This is a genomic window from Streptomyces tritici (genome assembly GCF_048500665.1).
Lineage (GTDB): Bacteria > Actinomycetota > Actinomycetes > Streptomycetales > Streptomycetaceae > Streptomyces > Streptomyces tritici.
This window is the reverse complement of the sequence record NZ_CP183183.1, coordinates 4,592,397-4,609,184: the sequence shown is the minus strand read 5'-3', so window position 1 is coordinate 4,609,184 and position 16,788 is coordinate 4,592,397. Positions and strand designations below refer to the sequence as shown.

The following is a 16,788-nucleotide window of genomic DNA, read 5'->3' as shown; positions in this document are numbered from 1 at the left end:
CACAAGCAACCTGCACGTAATACCAAGAGAGGTAGCAGCCATGGACTGGCGTCACAACGCCGTTTGCCGCGAGGAAGACCCCGAGCTGTTCTTCCCCATCGGCAACACCGGTCCTGCGCTGCTGCAGATCGAGGAAGCCAAGGCCGTCTGCCGCCGCTGCCCCGTCATGGAGCAGTGCCTGCAGTGGGCGCTCGAGTCCGGCCAGGACTCCGGCGTCTGGGGTGGCCTCAGCGAGGACGAGCGCCGTGCCATGAAGCGCCGCGCCGCTCGCAACCGGGCGCGCAACGCGAGCGCCTGACGCCACCTGTGACACGAGTCTGAGGCGAGCGGCGCGTACATCGAGTACGCAATCACCGCCCTCGAGCCGCAGCGCGCAGCAGTAACCCACAGCATTCGAGCCCCGGGCCGATTCGATTCGGCCCGGGGCTCGCTGCTGTGCGCGGGGCGCTGCTACTTCTGCGGATGGACCGGGATGTCGAGGACGACCCGGGTGCCGCGGCCGGCGGCCGGCTGCATGTCGAACGTGCCGCCCAACTCCCCTTCCACCAGCGTCCGTACGATCTGCAGGCCGAGGTTGCCGGCGCGCTGCGGGTCGAAGCCCTCGGGCAGCCCGCGGCCGTCGTCGGTGACGGTGATGAGCAGCCGGGCGTCGGCGCGGGGCTCGCCGCGGACGGCGGTGACGTCGACCGTGCCGGTCTCCCCCGGGGCGAAGGCGTGCTCCAGGGCGTTCTGCAGGATCTCGGTGAGGACCATGGAGAGCGGGGTGGCGACCTCGGCGTCGAGGATGCCGAAGCGGCCGTTGCGCCGGCAGGTCACCTTGCCCGGGGAGATCTCCGCCACCATGGCGATGACCCGGTCGGCGATCTCGTCGAACTCCACGCGCTCGTCCAGGTTCTGGGAGAGCGTCTCGTGCACGATCGCGATGGAGCCCACACGGCGGACGGCCTCGTTCAGCGCCTCGCGGCCGCGCACCGACTCCATCCGGCGGGCCTGCAGCCGCAACAGGGCCGCGACCGTCTGGAGGTTGTTCTTCACCCGGTGGTGGATCTCCCGGATGGTCGCGTCCTTGGTGATCAACTCCCGCTCGCGGCGTCGCAGTTCGGTGACGTCCCGGAGCAGGACCAGCGAGCCGATGCGGGTGCCCTTGGGCTTCAGCGGGATCGCACGCAGCTGGATCACCCCGCCGTTGCCCTCGACCTCGGCCTCGCGGGGGGCGTAGCCGGAGGCCAGTTTGACCAGGGCCTCGTCGACCGGGCCCCGGGAGGGGGCGAGTTCGGCGGTGATCTGGCCGAGGTGCTGGCCGACGAGGTCGGCGGCCAGGCCCAGCCGGTGGTACGCGGACAGGGCGTTGGGCGAGGCGTACTGGACGATGCCCTCGGCGTCGAGCCGGATCAGTCCGTCGCCGGCCCGCGGGGCGGAGTCCATGTCGACCTGCTCGCCCGGGAACGGGAAGGCGCCCGCGGCGATCATCTGGGCGAGGTCGGAGGCGGACTGGAGGTAGGTGAGCTCCAGCCGGGACGGGGTGCGGACGGTGAGCAGGTTGGTGTTGCGGGCGATGACGCCGAGGACCCGGCCCTCGCGGCGCACGGGGATGGACTCGACCCGGACCGGGACCTCCTCCCGCCACTCGGGGTCGCCCTCGCGCACGATGCGGCCCTCGTCGAGGGCGGCGTCGAGCAGCGGGCGGCGGCCGCGCGGGACGAGGTGGCCCACCATGTCGTCCTGGTACGACGTCGGTCCGGTGTTGGGGCGCATCTGCGCCACGGAGACGTAGCGGGTGCCGTCGAGGGTGGGCACCCACAGGACCAGGTCGGCGAAGGACAGGTCGGAGAGCAGCTGCCACTCCGAGACCAGCAGGTGGAGCCACTCGAGGTCGGACTCGCTCAGAGCGGTGTGCTGGCGTACGAGGTCGTTCATGGAGGGCACGTCTGCGAGCGTACCCGTGGAATTCACGGCCGGTGAACCTGGATCTCAGGGCCCGGGTGTTGGAGGATGGCCGGAGAACAGCCCTGCACCGACGGATGGACAGACAGATTGGTCTAGTCCACAATGCAGGTGACATGCCTCCACCCTCCCCGCACAGGAGGGTGGACGAGGTACCCGGCGCTCTCTGCCCTGACTGCGCCGAGACCTCCCACGGCCGCGGGGCCGCACACCCCCGGCCGAGCAGCTCCGGGCTGCGGTGCCGGACGGGTTGAGGGTCCCGTCGGGCGCCGCGGCCCGCGGGTGTTTTCGGGGCCTTTTGTCCGCCCCTCGCGCATCGCCCGCCCCACGGGCCCCACCGGCGTCGACCGGCCGGCCAAGTGGCCCGGGCCGTCGTTCCGGCCGACCATGGGAGTGCTTCCGTCCAGCCTCCGGAAGCAGCCCGAACGAGAGGCCGCGCCCTGCTAGATTGGGCTTCAATTGGTCTACACCACAGGCCCCGGCCCCTACCAGCCTCTCATCAGATCGGCAGGCACAGCGTGGAAGTCATCATCGTCCCGGACGCCTCGGCAGGCGGCGAACTCATCGCGGAGGGCATCGCGGACCTGCTGCAGCGCAAGCCCGACGCGCTGCTGGGCGTGGCCACCGGTTCGACTCCGCTGCCCATCTACGACGCCCTGACCGCCAAGGTCCGGGCCGGCGCGGTGGACGCCTCGCGCGCCCGCGTCGCCCAGCTGGACGAGTACGTCGGGCTGCCCGCCGGGCACCCCGAGTCGTACCGCTCGACGGTGCTGCGCCAGGTCGTGGAGCCGCTCGGCCTCTCGCCGGACGCCTTCATGGGCCCGGACGGCTCGGCCGAGGACGTCCAGGCGGCCTGCCTGGCCTACGACCAGGCGCTGGCCGACGCCGGCGGGGTCGACCTGCAGATCCTCGGCATCGGCACCGACGGCCACATCGGCTTCAACGAGCCCTGCTCCTCGCTCGCCTCCCGGACCCGGATCAAGACGCTCACCGAGCAGACCCGGATCGACAACGCGCGCTTCTTCGACGACGACATCGACCAGGTGCCGCACCACGTCATCACCCAGGGCATCGGCACCATCCTGGAGGCCCGCCACCTCGTGCTGCTCGCCACCGGCGAAGGCAAGGCGGACGCCGTGGCCGCCACGGTCGAGGGACCGGTCGCCGCGCTCGTCCCGGCCTCCGCGCTCCAGCTGCACCCGCACGCCACGGTGGTGGTGGACGAGGCCGCCGCGTCGAAGCTGAAGCTCGCCGACTACTTCCGCCACACCTACGCGAACAAGCCCTCCTGGCAGGGCATCTAGCCCCCCGTTCCGGCGTACGGCGAAGGGCCCGGCAACCCCCCAGGTGCCGGGCCCTTCCGCGTACGGGCGCTCAGACGCCGGCGATGCGCTCCGCCGCCGCCCGGCCGCAGACCCGGGCCGCCCCGTACGTGGCGAGGTGCAGCGCCCCGCGGGGCTCCGCCCTGCCGAGGCCCATCTCGACCACCACCGTGTCCGGTCGGGCCGCCAGCAGGCCGTCCAGGGCCTCGGTCATCCAGGCGTGCCGGTGCGCGTCGCGGACCACGGCGACGATCCGCCGCTCCCCCGCCGCCGCCAGGACGTCCGCCACGGCCGGGCCGGCGTACGCGCCGGAGGCGGTGCCGGGCAGCAGCCGGTCCAGTTCGGCGGCGACGCCCCAGGGCGTCTCGTCGCCGACCGCGATGTTGGCCTCGGGCGTGAAGGAGGCGACGTACGGGGCCTCGGTGAGCGGCGTGAAGGGGAACTCCCCCGGCGTGACCCGGACGGCGCGGCGCGCGGCCACCAGTCCGATGTCGGCGCCGGGCGCGGTCCCCTCCTGCACTGCCGCGCCCGGCCCCGATTCAGCCCCCCTGACCCGGTGCGCCTGGGTCCAGGACGCGAGAGCACGCACGCGCGCCGCCGCATCGGCCAGCCGCTCCTCGGGCAGTTCGCCGGACCGTACGGCCGTCACCAGCGCGTCGCGCAGCCGCAGTACGGTCTCCTCGTCGGCCAGGCCGCCGCCGACGCAGATCGCGTCGGCTCCGGCGGCGATGGCCAGGACGGAGCCGCGCTCGATGCCGTAGACGGCGGAGATGGCCTGCATCTCCATGCCGTCGGTGACGATCAGACCGTCGTGGCCCAGCTCCCGGCGCAGCAGACCGGTGAGGATCCGCGGGCTCAGGGTGGCCGGACGTTCGGAGTCGAGCGCGGGCAGCAGGATATGCGCGCTCATCACCGCTTTGGAACCCGCGGCGATGGCCGCGCGGAAAGGCCGCAGCTCACGGGCGTGCAGTGTGTCCGGATCCACATCGATGCGGGGCAGCGCGTGGTGCGAGTCGACGTTGGTGTCGCCGTGTCCGGGGAAGTGCTTGGTGCAGGCCGCGACCCCGGCCGCCTGGAGCCCCTCGACGTAGGCGACGGTGTGCCGGGAGACGAGGTCGGGGTCGGATCCGAACGAGCGGACGCCGATGACCGGATTGTCCGGGTTCGAGTTGACGTCGGCGGAGGGCGCCCAGTTGAGGTCCACCCCGCAGGCGGCGAGCCGGCGGCCCAGCTCGTGGGCGACGGCCCGGGTGAGCTCGACGTCGTCGACGGTGCCGAGGGCGTGGTTGCCGGGGAACGAGGAACCCTCGCGGACCTCCAGGCGGGTGACGTCGCCGCCCTCCTCGTCGATGGCGACGAGCACGTCCGCGCGCTCGGCGCGCAGTTGGGCGGTGAGCGCGGCGAGCTGCTCGGGGCCGGTGATGTTGCGGCCGAAGAGACCCACCGAGGAGAGTCCTTCGCCGATGCGCCGGAGCAGCCAGTCGGGGGCGGTGGTCCCGAGGAAGCCGGGCTGCAGGACGGTCAGGGCGTCGCGGGTCAGGGTGTCCGACCCGGTCAGGAGCGTCGTCATGAGGAGCCGTTATCCCTTCACCGCGCCGGCGGTCATCCCGCCGACGGCCTTGCGCTGCAGGAAGAGGAAGACGATGAGCACGGGGAGGGCGAAGAGCGTGGACGCGGCCATGGTCGCGCCCCAGTCGCTGCCGAACGCGGTCTGGAACTGGGTCAGCCAGAGCGTCAGGGTCTGCGACTCCTTCTCCTTGTTGAGCATCAGGATCATCGCGAACTCGTTCCAGGCGGTGATGAAGCCGAAGAGCGAGGTCGACATCAGGCCGGGCGCGAGCAGCGGGAAGATGACCTTGCGGAAGGCCTGGCCGCGGGTGCAGCCGTCGATCTGGGCGGCCTCCTCCAGCTCCATCGGGACGGCGGCGATGAAGCCGCGCAGGGTCCAGACGGTGAAGGGGAGGACCATCACGAAGTAGATGAGGGTGAGCAGCGGGATGCTGTTCAGGAGGTCGCTGTCCCGGGCGATCATGTACATCGCGATGACCATGACCTCCCACGGGGCCATCTGAGCCATCATCACGACGAGCACGATGCCCTTGCGGCCCTTGAACTTCATGCGGGCCAGGGCGAAGCTCGCCGCGAGGGCGGTCACCAGGGCCAGCAGCACCGCGCCGACCGTGACCACGAGGCTGTTGCCGACGTAGGTCCAGAACAGGTCGACGCCCGTCGCGGTGGTGTAGTTCTCGAAGGTCGGCGAGAAGACGAACACCGGGTCCTTGGTGAGGATCTCGTGCTGCGGCTTCAGCGAGGACGAGAACATCCAGTACACGGGGAAGACGAACAGCACCGCGAGGAACAGCGCCGTGAGGTTCTTCAGGACCGCGGCGGGCCGGAGCGGCTTCCTGGTGCGCAGCTTCTGCGGGGCGGGGCTGGTGGCCGGTGCGGTGGCGGGGGCGGTGGTGCTCACAGCTCCTCCTCCTGCTTCAGGATCAGGCGGAAGTAGAAGGACATGGCCGCCAGGAGCATCACGATCGTGAGGACGGAGATCGCGGCGGCGAGGCCGTAGTGGAACTGGCCGACGCCCTCGATGTAGGCGAAGACGGGGAGGGTCTCGGAGGCCCGGTCGGGTCCGCCTGCGTTCATCGCGTAGACCTGCGCGAAGCACTTGAAGACCCAGATGATCTCCAGGAACGTGGTGATCAGGAAGAACGGCTTGAGGTTGGGGAAGACCACGGCCCAGAAGGTGCGCCAGCCGTTCGCGCCGTCCATCCGCGCGGCTTCGTACAGCTCGCTGCCGATGGTGGTGAGGCCGGCGTACATGTTGAGGGCGACGAAGGGGACGGAGCCCCAGACGATCAGGACGCCGGTGATGGTCAGCGTGGACAGGCCGGTCTCGAACCAGTTGTGCTGCTCGTAGCCGGCGAAGCCGAGCGTGCGCATCACCCAGTTGGCGACGCCGAACTGCTCGTCGAAGAGCCACCGGTAGATGGTCACGGAGGCGATGATCGGCATGGCCCAGGCGAGCATCAGGGCCAGCGAGAGCACCAGCCGCATCGTCTTGCCGAGGCGGTTGAGGAGCAGGCCGATACCGGTGCCGAGGGCCATGATGACCAGCACGTTGGCGCCGGTGAACAGGACGCTGCGGACGACCACGGTCCAGAACTCGGAGTCGCCGAGCAGGCTCGTGTAGTTGTCGAAGCCGGTCCAGACCGTCTCGCGGGTGATGAACTCCTTCCGGTCGAGCTGCTGGAAGGAGAGGATCACATTGCGGATCAGCGGGTAGAGCAGCAGCGCCGCCATGGCCAGCAGCGCGGGTGCGACGAGCAGGTACGGCAGCACCCCGGCGGGCAGGGAGCGTCTGCCGCGCGGAGGCTGGAGGACTTCCTTCGGGCCGGCAGGGGCCGGCGGATTCTTCGAGGTCTCCGCCGCCCTCCCGGGCGCGTCCTGGGGAGCGGCGGCCGCCGTCCCCTGGGAGTCCACGGTCATGGTCTTCTTCCTCGCGGTTCTGGGGCTCCCGCGCCCACCGGGGCGCGGCCCGGGCGAAGCGGGCCGCTGGTCACTGCGGCGTCCCGGCGGTGCGGCCGGCCGGGGCCGGGCCGCACCGCCGGGCGACGTGGCTACTGCTGGTTGATGCGCTCGTTGATGACCTTGTCGGCGGCCTCGCCGGCCTTGACCGGGTCCTCGCCCTTCAGGACCTTGGTCATGTAGTCCTTGATCGGGTTCGGGGCGGTCTCCACGTTCGCCCAGCCGGCGGTGACCGGGGTGATGCGGCCGGTGCCGGCGGCCTGGACCATGGCCTCGGCGAAGGAGCCGGCGGCGGGCTTGAACTGCGCGGACGGGTCGTTCGGGATCACGCCGCCCTGCACGGCCTCGCCGTACTTGGCCATCTGCGCCTTGCCGGCGGCGAGGGCCAGCCACTCCTTGGCGAGGTCCTTGTTGGCGGAGCGCTCGGCGACCGCGAGGTTCGAGCCGCCGAAGAAGACGGAGCCCGGCTTGTCGGCGGTCTTGCCCGGGATCGGGAAGTAGCCGAAGTCGGCGGTCTTGCCGGCCTTCTTCATGGCGTCGATCGCGCCGCCGGCCTCCCAGCCGAGGCCGATCCAGGACGCGACGCCGCCCTTGGGGACGATGTCGGTGGACTGCTGCGGGGTGGCCTCGTCCTTGTCCTTGGGCGCGGTGGAGTAGGAGGCGAGCTCCTTGTAGAAGTTCATGGCGGCCGCGGCCTGCGGGGTGCCGAGGGCGCCCTTCCACTTCTCGCCGTCCTTGACGGCGAGGTCGCCGCCCTCGTCCCAGACGAAGCCGGCGAGCACGTACCAGCTCTGGCCGGGCAGGTAGATCGGCTGGGTCTTCGGGTCGGCGGCCTTGAGCTTCTTCAGGCCGTCGATCCACTCCTGGCGGGTCTTCGGCGGGGTGACGCCGGCCTTCTTGTACGCGGCCTTGTCGTAGATGACGACGCGGTTGGCGGCCCACCACGGGGCGGCGTAGAGCTTTCCGTCGAGCTCGGCCGACGGGAGGATGCCCTTGTTCCAGTTGTCGTAGCCGAGCTTGGCCTTGTCGCCGGTGAGGTCGGCGAGACCGCCGGTGGCGGCGTAGCCGGTGGTCTGGGTGTTGCCGAGCTCGAGGACGTCAGGGGCGTTGTCCTCGGAGAGGGCGGCGGTCACCTTCTCCTGGATGCCGTTCCACTGCTGCTTCTCGACCTTGACCTTGACGCCCTTGTGGGCGGCCTCGAACTCCTTGTTGACGGCCGCCATCCAGGCGTCCGGGGCCGAGCCGTCCATCACCCAGACGGTCAGGGTCTTGTTGCCGGACGCGTCCGTCTTGCCGCCCTTGTCGCTGTCGGAGCCACACGCCGCGACCGAGACCATCATGCCCGCGACGCCGACCGCCGCGATGAGCTTGCGCTTCACGCCACCCTCCTCAGGGATGCCTGCAACCCCCCTGCCCACCGCGCGAGGTCATACGACGAGTCATGCTTGTAGGGCTGGGACCTGGTCTTTAATGGTTTAGACCAGTACCCGGAGCTTGGCCTAGACCTTTAGGGGTGTCAAGGGTGTATAAGAAGGGCTGTCGGCTCCGTTATCGGACCGACACCTGAGGCAGGGCGACGACCCGTGACCGGTCCGTGCCACCATGTGAGCCGCTACAGACGGAGGAGCCGGTGACGGCAGCAGCACAGGAGTCGGAGAGGCGGGGCATGGCCACGGACGCGGGCAGCACGGAGACAGAGGGCGGCGCCGCCACCCGGACCGCACGCGTGCCCAAGTACTACCGGCTCAAGCGGCATTTGCTCGACATGACGGAGACCCAGGCGCCGGGCACGCCGGTCCCGCCGGAGCGGACCCTCGCCGCCGAGTTCGACACCTCGCGCACCACCGTGCGCCAGGCCCTGCAGGAGCTGGTCGTCGAGGGCCGGCTGGAGCGGATCCAGGGCAAGGGCACCTTCGTGGCCAAGCCCAAGGTCTCGCAGGCCCTGCAGCTCACCTCGTACACCGAGGACATGCGGGCCCAGGGCCTGGAGCCGACCTCGCAGCTGCTCGACATCGGCTACGTCACCGCCGACGACACCCTGGCCGGGCTGCTCGACATCGCGACCGGCGGCCGGGTGCTGCGGATCGAGCGGCTCCGACTGGCCAGCGGCGAGCCGATGGCCATCGAGACCACCCACCTGTCGGCCAAGCGCTTCCCGGCGCTGCGCCGTTCGCTGGTGAAGTACACGTCCCTCTACACCGCGCTGGCCGAGGTGTACGACGTGCATCTCGCCGAGGCCGAGGAGACCATCGAGACCTCGCTCGCCACCCCGCGCGAGGCCGGGCTGCTCGGCACCGACGTCGGCCTGCCGATGCTGATGCTCTCCCGCCACTCGAAGGACGCCAACGGCGAACCGGTCGAGTGGGTGCGCTCGGTGTACCGCGGCGACCGCTACAAGTTCGTCGCGCGGCTGCAGCGGCCCAACGGCTGAGCACGAGGCTGCAGCGGCCCAACGGCTGAGAATCGGGTCTGAACCTCTGCCCCGGCGCATCCGTGAGGTGTGTCGGGGCACTGTCATGCCCGCGCCCCCGGCCGGGGATCAACTCGGTACCGATATACGCCCGTTATTCGGACGAGGGTTCCGTGGAGCGGGACAGTCCCCTAGATTTCCTGCGCATTACAGGTGATCAGCGAGGGGACGGGAGTCACCATGGCAGAGCCGGCACCACCCACCACCGACGCGCGTACGCGCACGCCTGATCCGAAGTCGATCGCCGTCTGGGTCCTCGTCGCCCTGGTGGGCGCGGCCGGATGGAGCGTCCTCGCCCTCTCCCGCGGCGAGGAGATCTCCGCGGCCTGGATGCTGGCGGCGGCCCTCGGGTCGTACGCCATCGGCTACCGCTTCTACGCACGCTTCATCCAGTACCGCGTGCTGAAGGCCGACAGGACCCGGGCCACTCCCGCCGAACGGCTGGACAACGGTGTCGACTTCCACCCGACCGACCGCCGTGTGCTCTTCGGCCACCACTTCGCCGCGGTCGCCGGAGCGGGCCCCCTGGTCGGCCCGGTGCTGGCCGCGCAGATGGGGTACCTGCCGGGCACCATCTGGCTCGTCGTGGGCGTGATCTTCGCCGGCGCGGTGCAGGACATGGTGACCCTGTTCTTCTCCACGCGCCGCGACGGCCGTTCGCTCGGTCAGATGGCGCGGGACGAGATCGGCCCGCTCGGCGGCGCGGCCGCCCTGATCGCGGTCTTCGCCATCATGATCATCCTGCTCGCGGTGCTGGCGCTTGTCATCGTCAACGCCCTGGCGCACTCGCCGTGGGGTGTCTTCTCGATCGCCATGACCATCCCGATCGCCCTGTTCATGGGCGTGTACCTGCGGATCCTGCGACCCGGACGGGTCACCGAGGTCTCGGTCATCGGAGTCGGGCTGCTGCTGCTCGCGATCGTGGCGGGCGGCTGGGTCGCGGAGTCCTCGCTGGCCGACACCTTCACGCTGGAGCCGGGCACGCTGGTCATCTGGATGATCGTGTACGGCTTCGTGGCCTCCGTGCTGCCGGTGTGGCTGCTCCTCGCCCCGCGTGACTACCTCTCGACCTTCATGAAGGTCGGCACGATCCTGCTGCTCGCGCTGGGCGTGGTCATCGCGATGCCGACCCTGAAGATGGACGCGATCACGGAGTTCGCGAGCCGTGGCGACGGACCGGTCTTCGCCGGCTCGATGTTCCCCTTCGTCTTCATCACCATCGCCTGTGGAGCGCTGTCCGGCTTCCACTCCCTGGTCTCGTCGGGCACCACCCCGAAGATGATCCAGAAGGAGACCCAGGTCCGGTTCATCGGCTACGGCGCGATGCTGACCGAGTCGTTCGTGGCCATCATGGCGATGATCGCGGCCTGCATCCTCGACCCCGGACTGTACTTCGCGGTCAACTCGCCCGCCGGAGTCATCGGCACGACGGTGGAGAGCGCGTCCCAGGCCGTGGCCGGTCTCGGCTTCACCATCTCCCCGGCCGATCTGGCGCAGGCCGCCAAGGACGTCGAGGAGGCGAGCCTGCTCTCCCGCACGGGAGGGGCGCCGACCTTCGCGCTGGGCATGTCGGAGATCTTCTCCGCCGTCGTCGGCGGCGCGGCGATGAAGGCCTTCTGGTATCACTTCGCGATCATGTTCGAGGCGCTCTTCATCCTCACCACGGTGGACGCGGGCACCCGGGTCGGCCGCTTCATGCTCCAGGACACCCTCGGCAACGTGTACAAGCCGATGAAGCAGGTCAGCTGGAAGCCGGGCGTCTGGTTCGCCAGCGCCGTCGTGGTCGGCGGCTGGGGCTACTTCCTGTGGGTCGGCGTGCACGATCCGCTGGGCGGGATCAACCAGCTCTTCCCGCTGTTCGGCATCGCCAACCAGCTGCTCGCGGCCGTGGCCCTGGCGGTCTGCACCACGCTGCTCGTCAAGTCAGGCCGGCTCAAGTGGGCCTGGGTGACGGCCGTTCCGCTGGCCTGGGACGCGACCGTCACGCTCACGGCGAGCTGGATGAAGATCTTCTCGGACGACCCGCGGGTGGGATTCTTCGCCCAGCGCGACAAGTACCAGGCCGGGATCGACGCCGACAAGGTGCTGCCGCCGGCGAAGTCGATGGAGGACATGCACACGGTCGTCACCAACTCCACGGTGGACGGCGTGCTGTCCGCGGTCTTCGCGATCCTGATCATCGTGGTCCTCGCGGACGCGGCCCGGGTCTGCTTCAAGGCCATCTCCGACCCGGCGGGCACCCGGCTCGCCGAGGTCCCGTACGTCGAGTCGAAGCTGGTCGCGCCGGCCGGGCTGTGGCCCACGCCGGAGGAGAAGGCCGAACTCGCGGCGGTCGGCGCGGTCACCGGGTCCGGTGAGGGCGAGGGCGAGCGGAGCACGGTGCGGACATGAGCACGGTGAGCCTGCGGCGGGCGGTGCACTGGCTCCGCTGGTACGTGCGCGAGGTGTCGGGCGAATCGGCGTACGACCGGTACGTCGCGCATGCCCGGTCGCACGACCCGGAGGCGGCGGTGTTGTCGCGGCGCGCCTTCGAGCGCCGCCGCATGGACGCCAGGGAGGCCGACCCCCGGGAGGGCTTCCGCTGCTGCTGAGCGACGCTGTGACGAAGGCCGCCGCGCTTCCCCCGGGAACCCGCGGCGGCCTTCGCCGTTGCCGGGCGAGGATGGGCGGATGAGATCTCGCCGCCGTACTCGCCTGCTCGCCCTGCTCCCCCTCCTCGTCCCGGCCCTGGCCCTCACCGGCTGCGGCACGGAGGTGGTCGGCGCGGGCACGCCCGACCGGGCGGAGCTGGAGGCTCGGGCCCGCGCCGCGCAGACCCGCGTCGAGCACGTGTACGTCACCGAGTCCGACGGCTTCGAACTGGCCCGGCAGTCGGTCGGCGTCATCGGCGACGACGGCTTCCAGGCCGTGTACGTCAGCGAGAAGGGCGAGCAGCTCACCCTGAGCGTGGAGCGCCGCCCGTTCACCGAGAAGGACTGCGCCTCCGGGCCGGACTCCTGCACGATGGAGGGTGCGAGCTGGTACCGCAGCTCCCCGCACGGCCACTCCTACGTGCGCAACGACGGCGGGCTGCGGGTGCAGCTCACCGCCCCCGTCTCGATACCGAAGGACGTCCTGAAGGCCGCCGCCGACCGCACCCACCGCGCGGACGACGCCGAACTCGACGCCGTCCTGCCGGAGAACCCCGCCTCGGGCGGCGGCTCGGGCAGACCGGTCGAGCGGGGGGACCTGCCCCCGAACGGGGACGGAGCCCCGCGGAACGACGTGGGCGCGAGCGGCTGAACGGAGGGAGACTGCACGGCATGGACTTCGCGATCAGGGCGGTACGGGCCGAGGAGCACGAGGCGCTCGGCGAGATCATCGCGCAGGCCTATCTCGCCGACGGGCTGCTCGCGTTCGGCGAGGCCGACTGGTACCTCGGCGAACTGCGGGACGTGGCCAAGCGGGCCGCGGCGGCGGAGGTGCTGGCCGCCGTCGACGGCGAGGGCGCGCTGCTCGGCGGCGTGACGTTCGTCCCCTCGCCGGGGCCGATGGCCGACCTGGCCCGGGAGGGCGAGGCCGAGATCCGGATGCTGGCCGTCGACCGGGCGGCCCGCGGTCGGGGTGTCGGGGAGGCGCTCGTGCGGGCCTGCGTCGAGCGCGCGCGGGGCGTCGAGGGCTGCGTGCGGATCGTGCTGTCCACACAGCGGGCGATGCACGGGGCGCACCGCATCTACGAGCGCCTGGGCTTCCGGCGCACGCCGGAGCGGGACTGGAGTCCCGTCGAGGACCACCCCGAGTTCGTCCTGCTCACCTACGGGCTGGAGTTGTAGCCGGACGGAGCGACACAACATGTGGGGGGTGCGTCGAGGAGCGCCCCCCACATGTATGCTCGTGCTCGCTGTCGCCGCAGGGGAATCCGGTGGAAATCCGGAACTGTCCCGCAACGGTGTGCTTCGTGCGCTTTCGCGCATGGCCGAGTCCGAGGACCTGCCGACGGTGCGCCCGGTCCGTCCGTTCCGGGTGCCGACTGACGTCCGGGCCTCGCGGAGTGGGCCGGTGGACGCGGGCCCCCGTGCGTACGGCCGCCCGCGCAGCCGCCCCCGCCGCGCCGGCCACGAGCGCCGAGCGAGGGAGAGCCCCCAACGTGACCATCGCGCCCGCCGATCCGGCCGCAGGCGTCGAGAACGACGGCCCCGGGACCGCGCTGCTGCGGACCCTGACCGATCTCACCGCCGACCTCCCCGACACCGACCCCGGCCGGGTCGCCGCCGCCGCGCTGCGCGGCCGGCACGCCGGGTCGGACGAGGCGGAGCTGCGCGAGCTGGCCACCGAGGCCGCCGCCGGCCTGATCGCGGAGGACCCCGCGTACTCCCGGCTCGCCGCCCGGCTGCTCACCCTCACCATCGCTCAGGAGGCCGCCGGCCAGGGCGCGGTGTCGTTCTCCGCGTCCGTGGCCACCGGCCACCGCGAGGGCCTGATCGCCGACCGCACCGCCGACTTCGTCGCCCGGCACGCCGCCCGCCTGGACGAGCTGATCGACACGGCCGCCGACGACCGCTTCGGCTACTTCGGTCTGCGCACCCTGTACTCGCGCTACCTGCTGCGCCACCCGATCACCCGCAAGGTCGTGGAGACCCCGCAGCACTTCATGCTGCGCGTCGCCTGCGGCCTGGCCGAGGACGACAGCGTGCGGGCCCTGGACGAGGTGGCGGCGCTGTACGGCCTGATGAGCCGGCTCGACTACCTGCCCTCCTCCCCCACGCTCTTCAACTCAGGCACCCGGCACCCGCAGATGTCCTCCTGCTACCTCCTGGACTCCCCGCAGGACGAGCTGGACTCCATCTACGACCGCTACCACCAGGTCGCCCGGCTCTCCAAGCACGCCGGCGGCATCGGCCTGTCGTACTCGCGCATCCGCGCCCGCGGTTCGCTGATCCGCGGCACCAACGGGCACTCCAACGGCATCGTGCCGTTCCTGAAGACCCTGGACGCCTCCGTCGCCGCCGTGAACCAGGGCGGCCGCCGCAAGGGCGCCGCCGCGGTCTACCTGGAGACCTGGCACGCGGACATCGAGGAGTTCCTGGAGCTGCGCGACAACACCGGCGAGGACGCCCGCCGGACGCACAACCTGAACCTCGCGCACTGGATCCCCGACGAGTTCATGCGCCGGGTCAACGCCGACGCCGAGTGGTCGCTGTTCTCCCCGGCCGACGTGCCCGAGCTGGTCGACCTGTGGGGCGAGGAGTTCGACGCCGCGTACCGCGCCGCCGAGGCGAAGGGCCTGGCCCGCAAGACCATGCCGGCCCGCGACCTGTACGGCCGGATGATGCGGACCCTCGCCCAGACCGGCAACGGCTGGATGACGTTCAAGGACGCCTCGAACCGCACCGCCAACCAGACCGCCGAGCCCGGCTCGGTCGTGCACTCCTCGAACCTGTGCACCGAGATCATCGAGGTCACGAACGACGGCGAGACCGCGGTCTGCAACCTCGGGTCGGTCAACCTCGGCGCCTTCGTGGACGCGTCGTCCCAGGAACTCGACTGGGAGCGGCTGGACGCGACCGTCCGCACCGCCGTGACCTTCCTCGACCGGGTCGTCGACATCAACTTCTACCCGACCGAGCAGGCCGGCCGCTCCAACGCCCGCTGGCGGCCGGTGGGCCTGGGCGCCATGGGCCTCCAGGACGTCTTCTTCAAGCTGCGGCTGCCCTTCGACTCGGCCGAGGCCCGCGCCCTGTCCACGAGGATCGCCGAGCGGATCATGCTGGCCGCGTACGAGGCGTCCGCCGACCTCGCGGAGCGCCACGGCCCGCTCCCGGCCTGGGAGCAGACCCGCACCGCCCGCGGTGTGCTGCACCCCGACCACTACGGCGTCGAGCTGAACTGGCCGGAGCGCTGGGCGGCGCTGCGCGAGCGGATCGCCGCCGTCGGCATGCGCAACAGCCTGCTCCTCGCCATCGCGCCGACCGCGACGATCGCCTCGATCGCCGGCGTGTACGAGTGCATCGAGCCGCAGGTCTCCAACCTGTTCAAGCGCGAGACGCTGTCCGGCGAGTTCCTGCAGGTCAACTCGTACCTGGTGGCGGAGCTGAAGGAGCTGGGCGTCTGGGACGCGCAGACCCGCGAGGCGCTGCGCGACGCCAACGGCTCGGTGCAGGGCTTCTCCTGGGTGCCGGCCGAGGTGCGCGAGCTGTACCGGACGGCCTGGGAGATCCCGCAGCGCGGACTGATCGACATGGCCGCGGCGCGCACCCCGTTCCTGGACCAGTCGCAGTCGCTGAACCTGTTCATGGAGACGCCGACCATCGGCAAGCTGTCGTCGATGTACGCGTACGCGTGGAAGCAGGGCCTGAAGACCACGTACTACCTGCGCTCCCGCCCGGCGACCCGGATCGCCCGCGCCGCCAAGGCGTCCGTCCCCGTCCAGCAGGTCGCCGACCCCGACGCGGTCGCCTGCTCCCTGGAAAACCCCGAGTCCTGCGAGGCCTGCCAGTGATGCCCACGACGAACGAGAAGAACCTCCTGGACCCGGGCTTCGAGCTCACGCTCCGTCCCATGCGCTACCCGGACTTCTACGAGCGCTACCGGGACGCGATCAAGAACACCTGGACCGTGGAGGAGGTCGACCTCCACTCCGACGTCGCCGACCTCGCCAAGCTGACCCCGGGCGAGCAGCACATGATCGGCCGCCTGGTCGCGTTCTTCGCGACCGGCGACTCGATCGTGGCGAACAACCTCGTGCTCACGCTGTACAAGCACATCAACTCCCCCGAGGCCCGGCTCTACCTGAGCCGCCAGCTGTTCGAGGAGGCCGTGCACGTCCAGTTCTATCTGACGCTGCTGGACACGTACCTGCCCGATCCGGAGGAGCGCGCGGCCGCGTTCGACGCGGTCGAGAACATCCCCTCGATCCGCGACAAGGCCCAGTTCTGCTTCCGCTGGATGGACTCGGTCGAGAAGATCGAGCGCCTGGAGACGCAGGCCGACCGCCGCCGCTTCCTGCTCAACCTGATCTGCTTCGCCGCCTGCATCGAGGGCCTGTTCTTCTACGGCGCCTTCGCGTACGTGTACTGGTTCCGCTCCCGCGGCCTGCTGCACGGTCTGGCGACGGGCACGAACTGGGTGTTCCGCGACGAGACCATGCACATGAACTTCGCCTTCGAGGTCGTGGACACGGTCCGCAAGGAGGAGCCGGAGCTCTTCGACGAGGCCCTGGAGCAGCAGGTCGTCGACATGCTGAAGGAGGCCGTCGAGGCGGAGCTGCAGTTCGGCCGCGACCTGTGCGGCGACGGGCTGCCGGGCATGAACACCGAGTCGATGCGCGAGTACCTCCAGTGCGTCGCCGACCAGCGCCTGGTCCGCCTGGGCTTCGCCCCGGTGTACGGCTCGGAGAACCCGTTCTCCTTCATGGAGCTGCAGGGCGTCCAGGAGCTGACCAACTTCTTCGAGCGCCGCCCGTCCGCCTACCAGGTGGCCGTGGAGGGCTCGGTCGACCTGGACGAGGACTTCTAGCCGGTACGGCGAAGGGCCCCGCACTCGATG

At 70.8% G+C, this 16,788-nt stretch carries 14 protein-coding genes and 1 riboswitch; of the genes, 9 read left to right on the top strand and 5 right to left on the bottom strand.

Features of this window, described 5'->3' with window-relative positions:
* The first annotated feature begins 40 nt into the window (after positions 1-40).
* Positions 41-298, top strand: coding sequence for a WhiB family transcriptional regulator (locus ACNJ93_RS21555; RefSeq protein ID WP_003953983.1), 258 nt, complete (start codon positions 41-43; stop codon positions 296-298).
* A 152-nt stretch (positions 299-450) separates the two neighbouring features.
* On the opposite strand, the gene ACNJ93_RS21550 is transcribed toward ACNJ93_RS21555, so the two are convergent.
* Positions 451-1,917, bottom strand: coding sequence for a sensor histidine kinase (locus ACNJ93_RS21550; protein WP_418961483.1), 1,467 nt, complete (start codon positions 1,915-1,917; stop codon positions 451-453).
* 545 nt (positions 1,918-2,462) lie between these two features.
* Between ACNJ93_RS21550 and nagB the strand changes: the two genes are divergently transcribed.
* A complete protein-coding gene (gene nagB, locus ACNJ93_RS21545) occupies positions 2,463-3,248 on the top strand; it encodes a glucosamine-6-phosphate deaminase (RefSeq protein WP_418959059.1) in 786 nt (261 codons plus the stop codon).
* A 70-nt stretch (positions 3,249-3,318) separates the two neighbouring features.
* Here nagB and ACNJ93_RS21540 read toward each other — a convergent pair whose 3' ends face one another.
* The 4 genes from ACNJ93_RS21540 to ACNJ93_RS21525 all read right to left on the bottom strand — a co-directional run bounded on the left by ACNJ93_RS21540 (position 3,319) and on the right by ACNJ93_RS21525 (position 8,173).
* Positions 3,319-4,836: a glycoside hydrolase family 3 protein gene (locus ACNJ93_RS21540; RefSeq protein ID WP_418959058.1), complete on the bottom strand. Its 1,518-nt coding sequence runs from the start codon at positions 4,834-4,836 to the stop codon at positions 3,319-3,321.
* A 9-nt stretch (positions 4,837-4,845) separates the two neighbouring features.
* Positions 4,846-5,682 carry a carbohydrate ABC transporter permease gene (locus ACNJ93_RS21535; RefSeq protein ID WP_418961482.1) on the bottom strand — a complete coding sequence of 279 codons (837 nt, stop codon included), beginning with the start codon at positions 5,680-5,682 and terminating at the stop codon, positions 4,846-4,848.
* 50 nt (positions 5,683-5,732) lie between these two features.
* A complete protein-coding gene (locus tag ACNJ93_RS21530; protein WP_418959057.1) occupies positions 5,733-6,755 on the bottom strand; it encodes a carbohydrate ABC transporter permease in 1,023 nt (340 codons plus the stop codon).
* 131 nt (positions 6,756-6,886) lie between these two features.
* Positions 6,887-8,173, bottom strand: a complete 1,287-nt coding sequence (locus ACNJ93_RS21525) for an extracellular solute-binding protein (RefSeq protein ID WP_418959056.1) — start codon at positions 8,171-8,173, stop codon at positions 6,887-6,889.
* 287 nt (positions 8,174-8,460) lie between these two features.
* Here ACNJ93_RS21525 and ACNJ93_RS21520 point away from each other — a divergent pair, with 287 nt between their 5' ends.
* From ACNJ93_RS21520 to ACNJ93_RS21490, 7 genes are all read left to right on the top strand, one after another.
* On the top strand, positions 8,461-9,225 hold the full coding sequence (locus tag ACNJ93_RS21520) for a GntR family transcriptional regulator (RefSeq protein ID WP_418961481.1): 765 nt from the start codon (positions 8,461-8,463) through the stop codon (positions 9,223-9,225).
* A 219-nt stretch (positions 9,226-9,444) separates the two neighbouring features.
* Positions 9,445-11,655, top strand: a complete 2,211-nt coding sequence (locus ACNJ93_RS21515; RefSeq protein ID WP_418959055.1) for a carbon starvation CstA family protein — start codon at positions 9,445-9,447, stop codon at positions 11,653-11,655.
* Entirely contained in the window at positions 11,652-11,855 is a 204-nt protein-coding gene (locus tag ACNJ93_RS21510) for a YbdD/YjiX family protein (protein ID WP_418959054.1), read from the top strand. Before ACNJ93_RS21515 ends, ACNJ93_RS21510 begins: the two co-directional genes overlap by 4 nt.
* Before the next feature lie 79 nt (positions 11,856-11,934).
* Positions 11,935-12,546, top strand: coding sequence for a hypothetical protein (locus tag ACNJ93_RS21505; protein WP_418959053.1), 612 nt, complete (start codon positions 11,935-11,937; stop codon positions 12,544-12,546).
* A gap of 20 nt (positions 12,547-12,566) precedes the next feature.
* Positions 12,567-13,076 (top strand): GNAT family N-acetyltransferase, encoded by a 510-nt coding sequence (locus ACNJ93_RS21500; protein ID WP_418959052.1) that lies wholly within the window; start codon positions 12,567-12,569, stop codon positions 13,074-13,076.
* A gap of 80 nt (positions 13,077-13,156) precedes the next feature.
* Positions 13,157-13,234: riboswitch (cobalamin riboswitch) on the top strand.
* Positions 13,235-13,390: 156 nt separating this feature from the next.
* A complete protein-coding gene (locus tag ACNJ93_RS21495; protein WP_418959051.1) occupies positions 13,391-15,742 on the top strand; it encodes a ribonucleoside-diphosphate reductase subunit alpha in 2,352 nt (783 codons plus the stop codon).
* Positions 15,742-16,758, top strand: coding sequence for a ribonucleotide-diphosphate reductase subunit beta (locus ACNJ93_RS21490; RefSeq protein WP_418959050.1), 1,017 nt, complete (start codon positions 15,742-15,744; stop codon positions 16,756-16,758). Before ACNJ93_RS21495 ends, ACNJ93_RS21490 begins: the two co-directional genes overlap by 1 nt.
* Positions 16,759-16,788: the final 30 nt, after the last annotated feature.

What these genes read in the sequence shown, in the direction of transcription:
- ACNJ93_RS21555 (WP_003953983.1), top strand. Translation starts at nt 41, where the DNA reads ATGGACTGGCGTCACAACGCCGTTTGCCGCGAGGAAGACCCCGAGCTG.
- ACNJ93_RS21550 (WP_418961483.1), bottom strand. Translation starts at nt 1,917, where the DNA reads ATGAACGACCTCGTACGCCAGCACACCGCTCTGAGCGAGTCCGACCTC.
- ACNJ93_RS21540 (WP_418959058.1), bottom strand. Translation starts at nt 4,836, where the DNA reads ATGACGACGCTCCTGACCGGGTCGGACACCCTGACCCGCGACGCCCTG.
- ACNJ93_RS21530 (WP_418959057.1), bottom strand. Translation starts at nt 6,755, where the DNA reads ATGACCGTGGACTCCCAGGGGACGGCGGCCGCCGCTCCCCAGGACGCG.
- ACNJ93_RS21520 (WP_418961481.1), top strand. Translation starts at nt 8,461, where the DNA reads ATGGCCACGGACGCGGGCAGCACGGAGACAGAGGGCGGCGCCGCCACC.
- ACNJ93_RS21515 (WP_418959055.1), top strand. Translation starts at nt 9,445, where the DNA reads ATGGCAGAGCCGGCACCACCCACCACCGACGCGCGTACGCGCACGCCT.
- ACNJ93_RS21510 (WP_418959054.1), top strand. Translation starts at nt 11,652, where the DNA reads ATGAGCACGGTGAGCCTGCGGCGGGCGGTGCACTGGCTCCGCTGGTAC.
- ACNJ93_RS21505 (WP_418959053.1), top strand. Translation starts at nt 11,935, where the DNA reads ATGAGATCTCGCCGCCGTACTCGCCTGCTCGCCCTGCTCCCCCTCCTC.
- ACNJ93_RS21500 (WP_418959052.1), top strand. Translation starts at nt 12,567, where the DNA reads ATGGACTTCGCGATCAGGGCGGTACGGGCCGAGGAGCACGAGGCGCTC.
- ACNJ93_RS21490 (WP_418959050.1), top strand. Translation starts at nt 15,742, where the DNA reads ATGCCCACGACGAACGAGAAGAACCTCCTGGACCCGGGCTTCGAGCTC.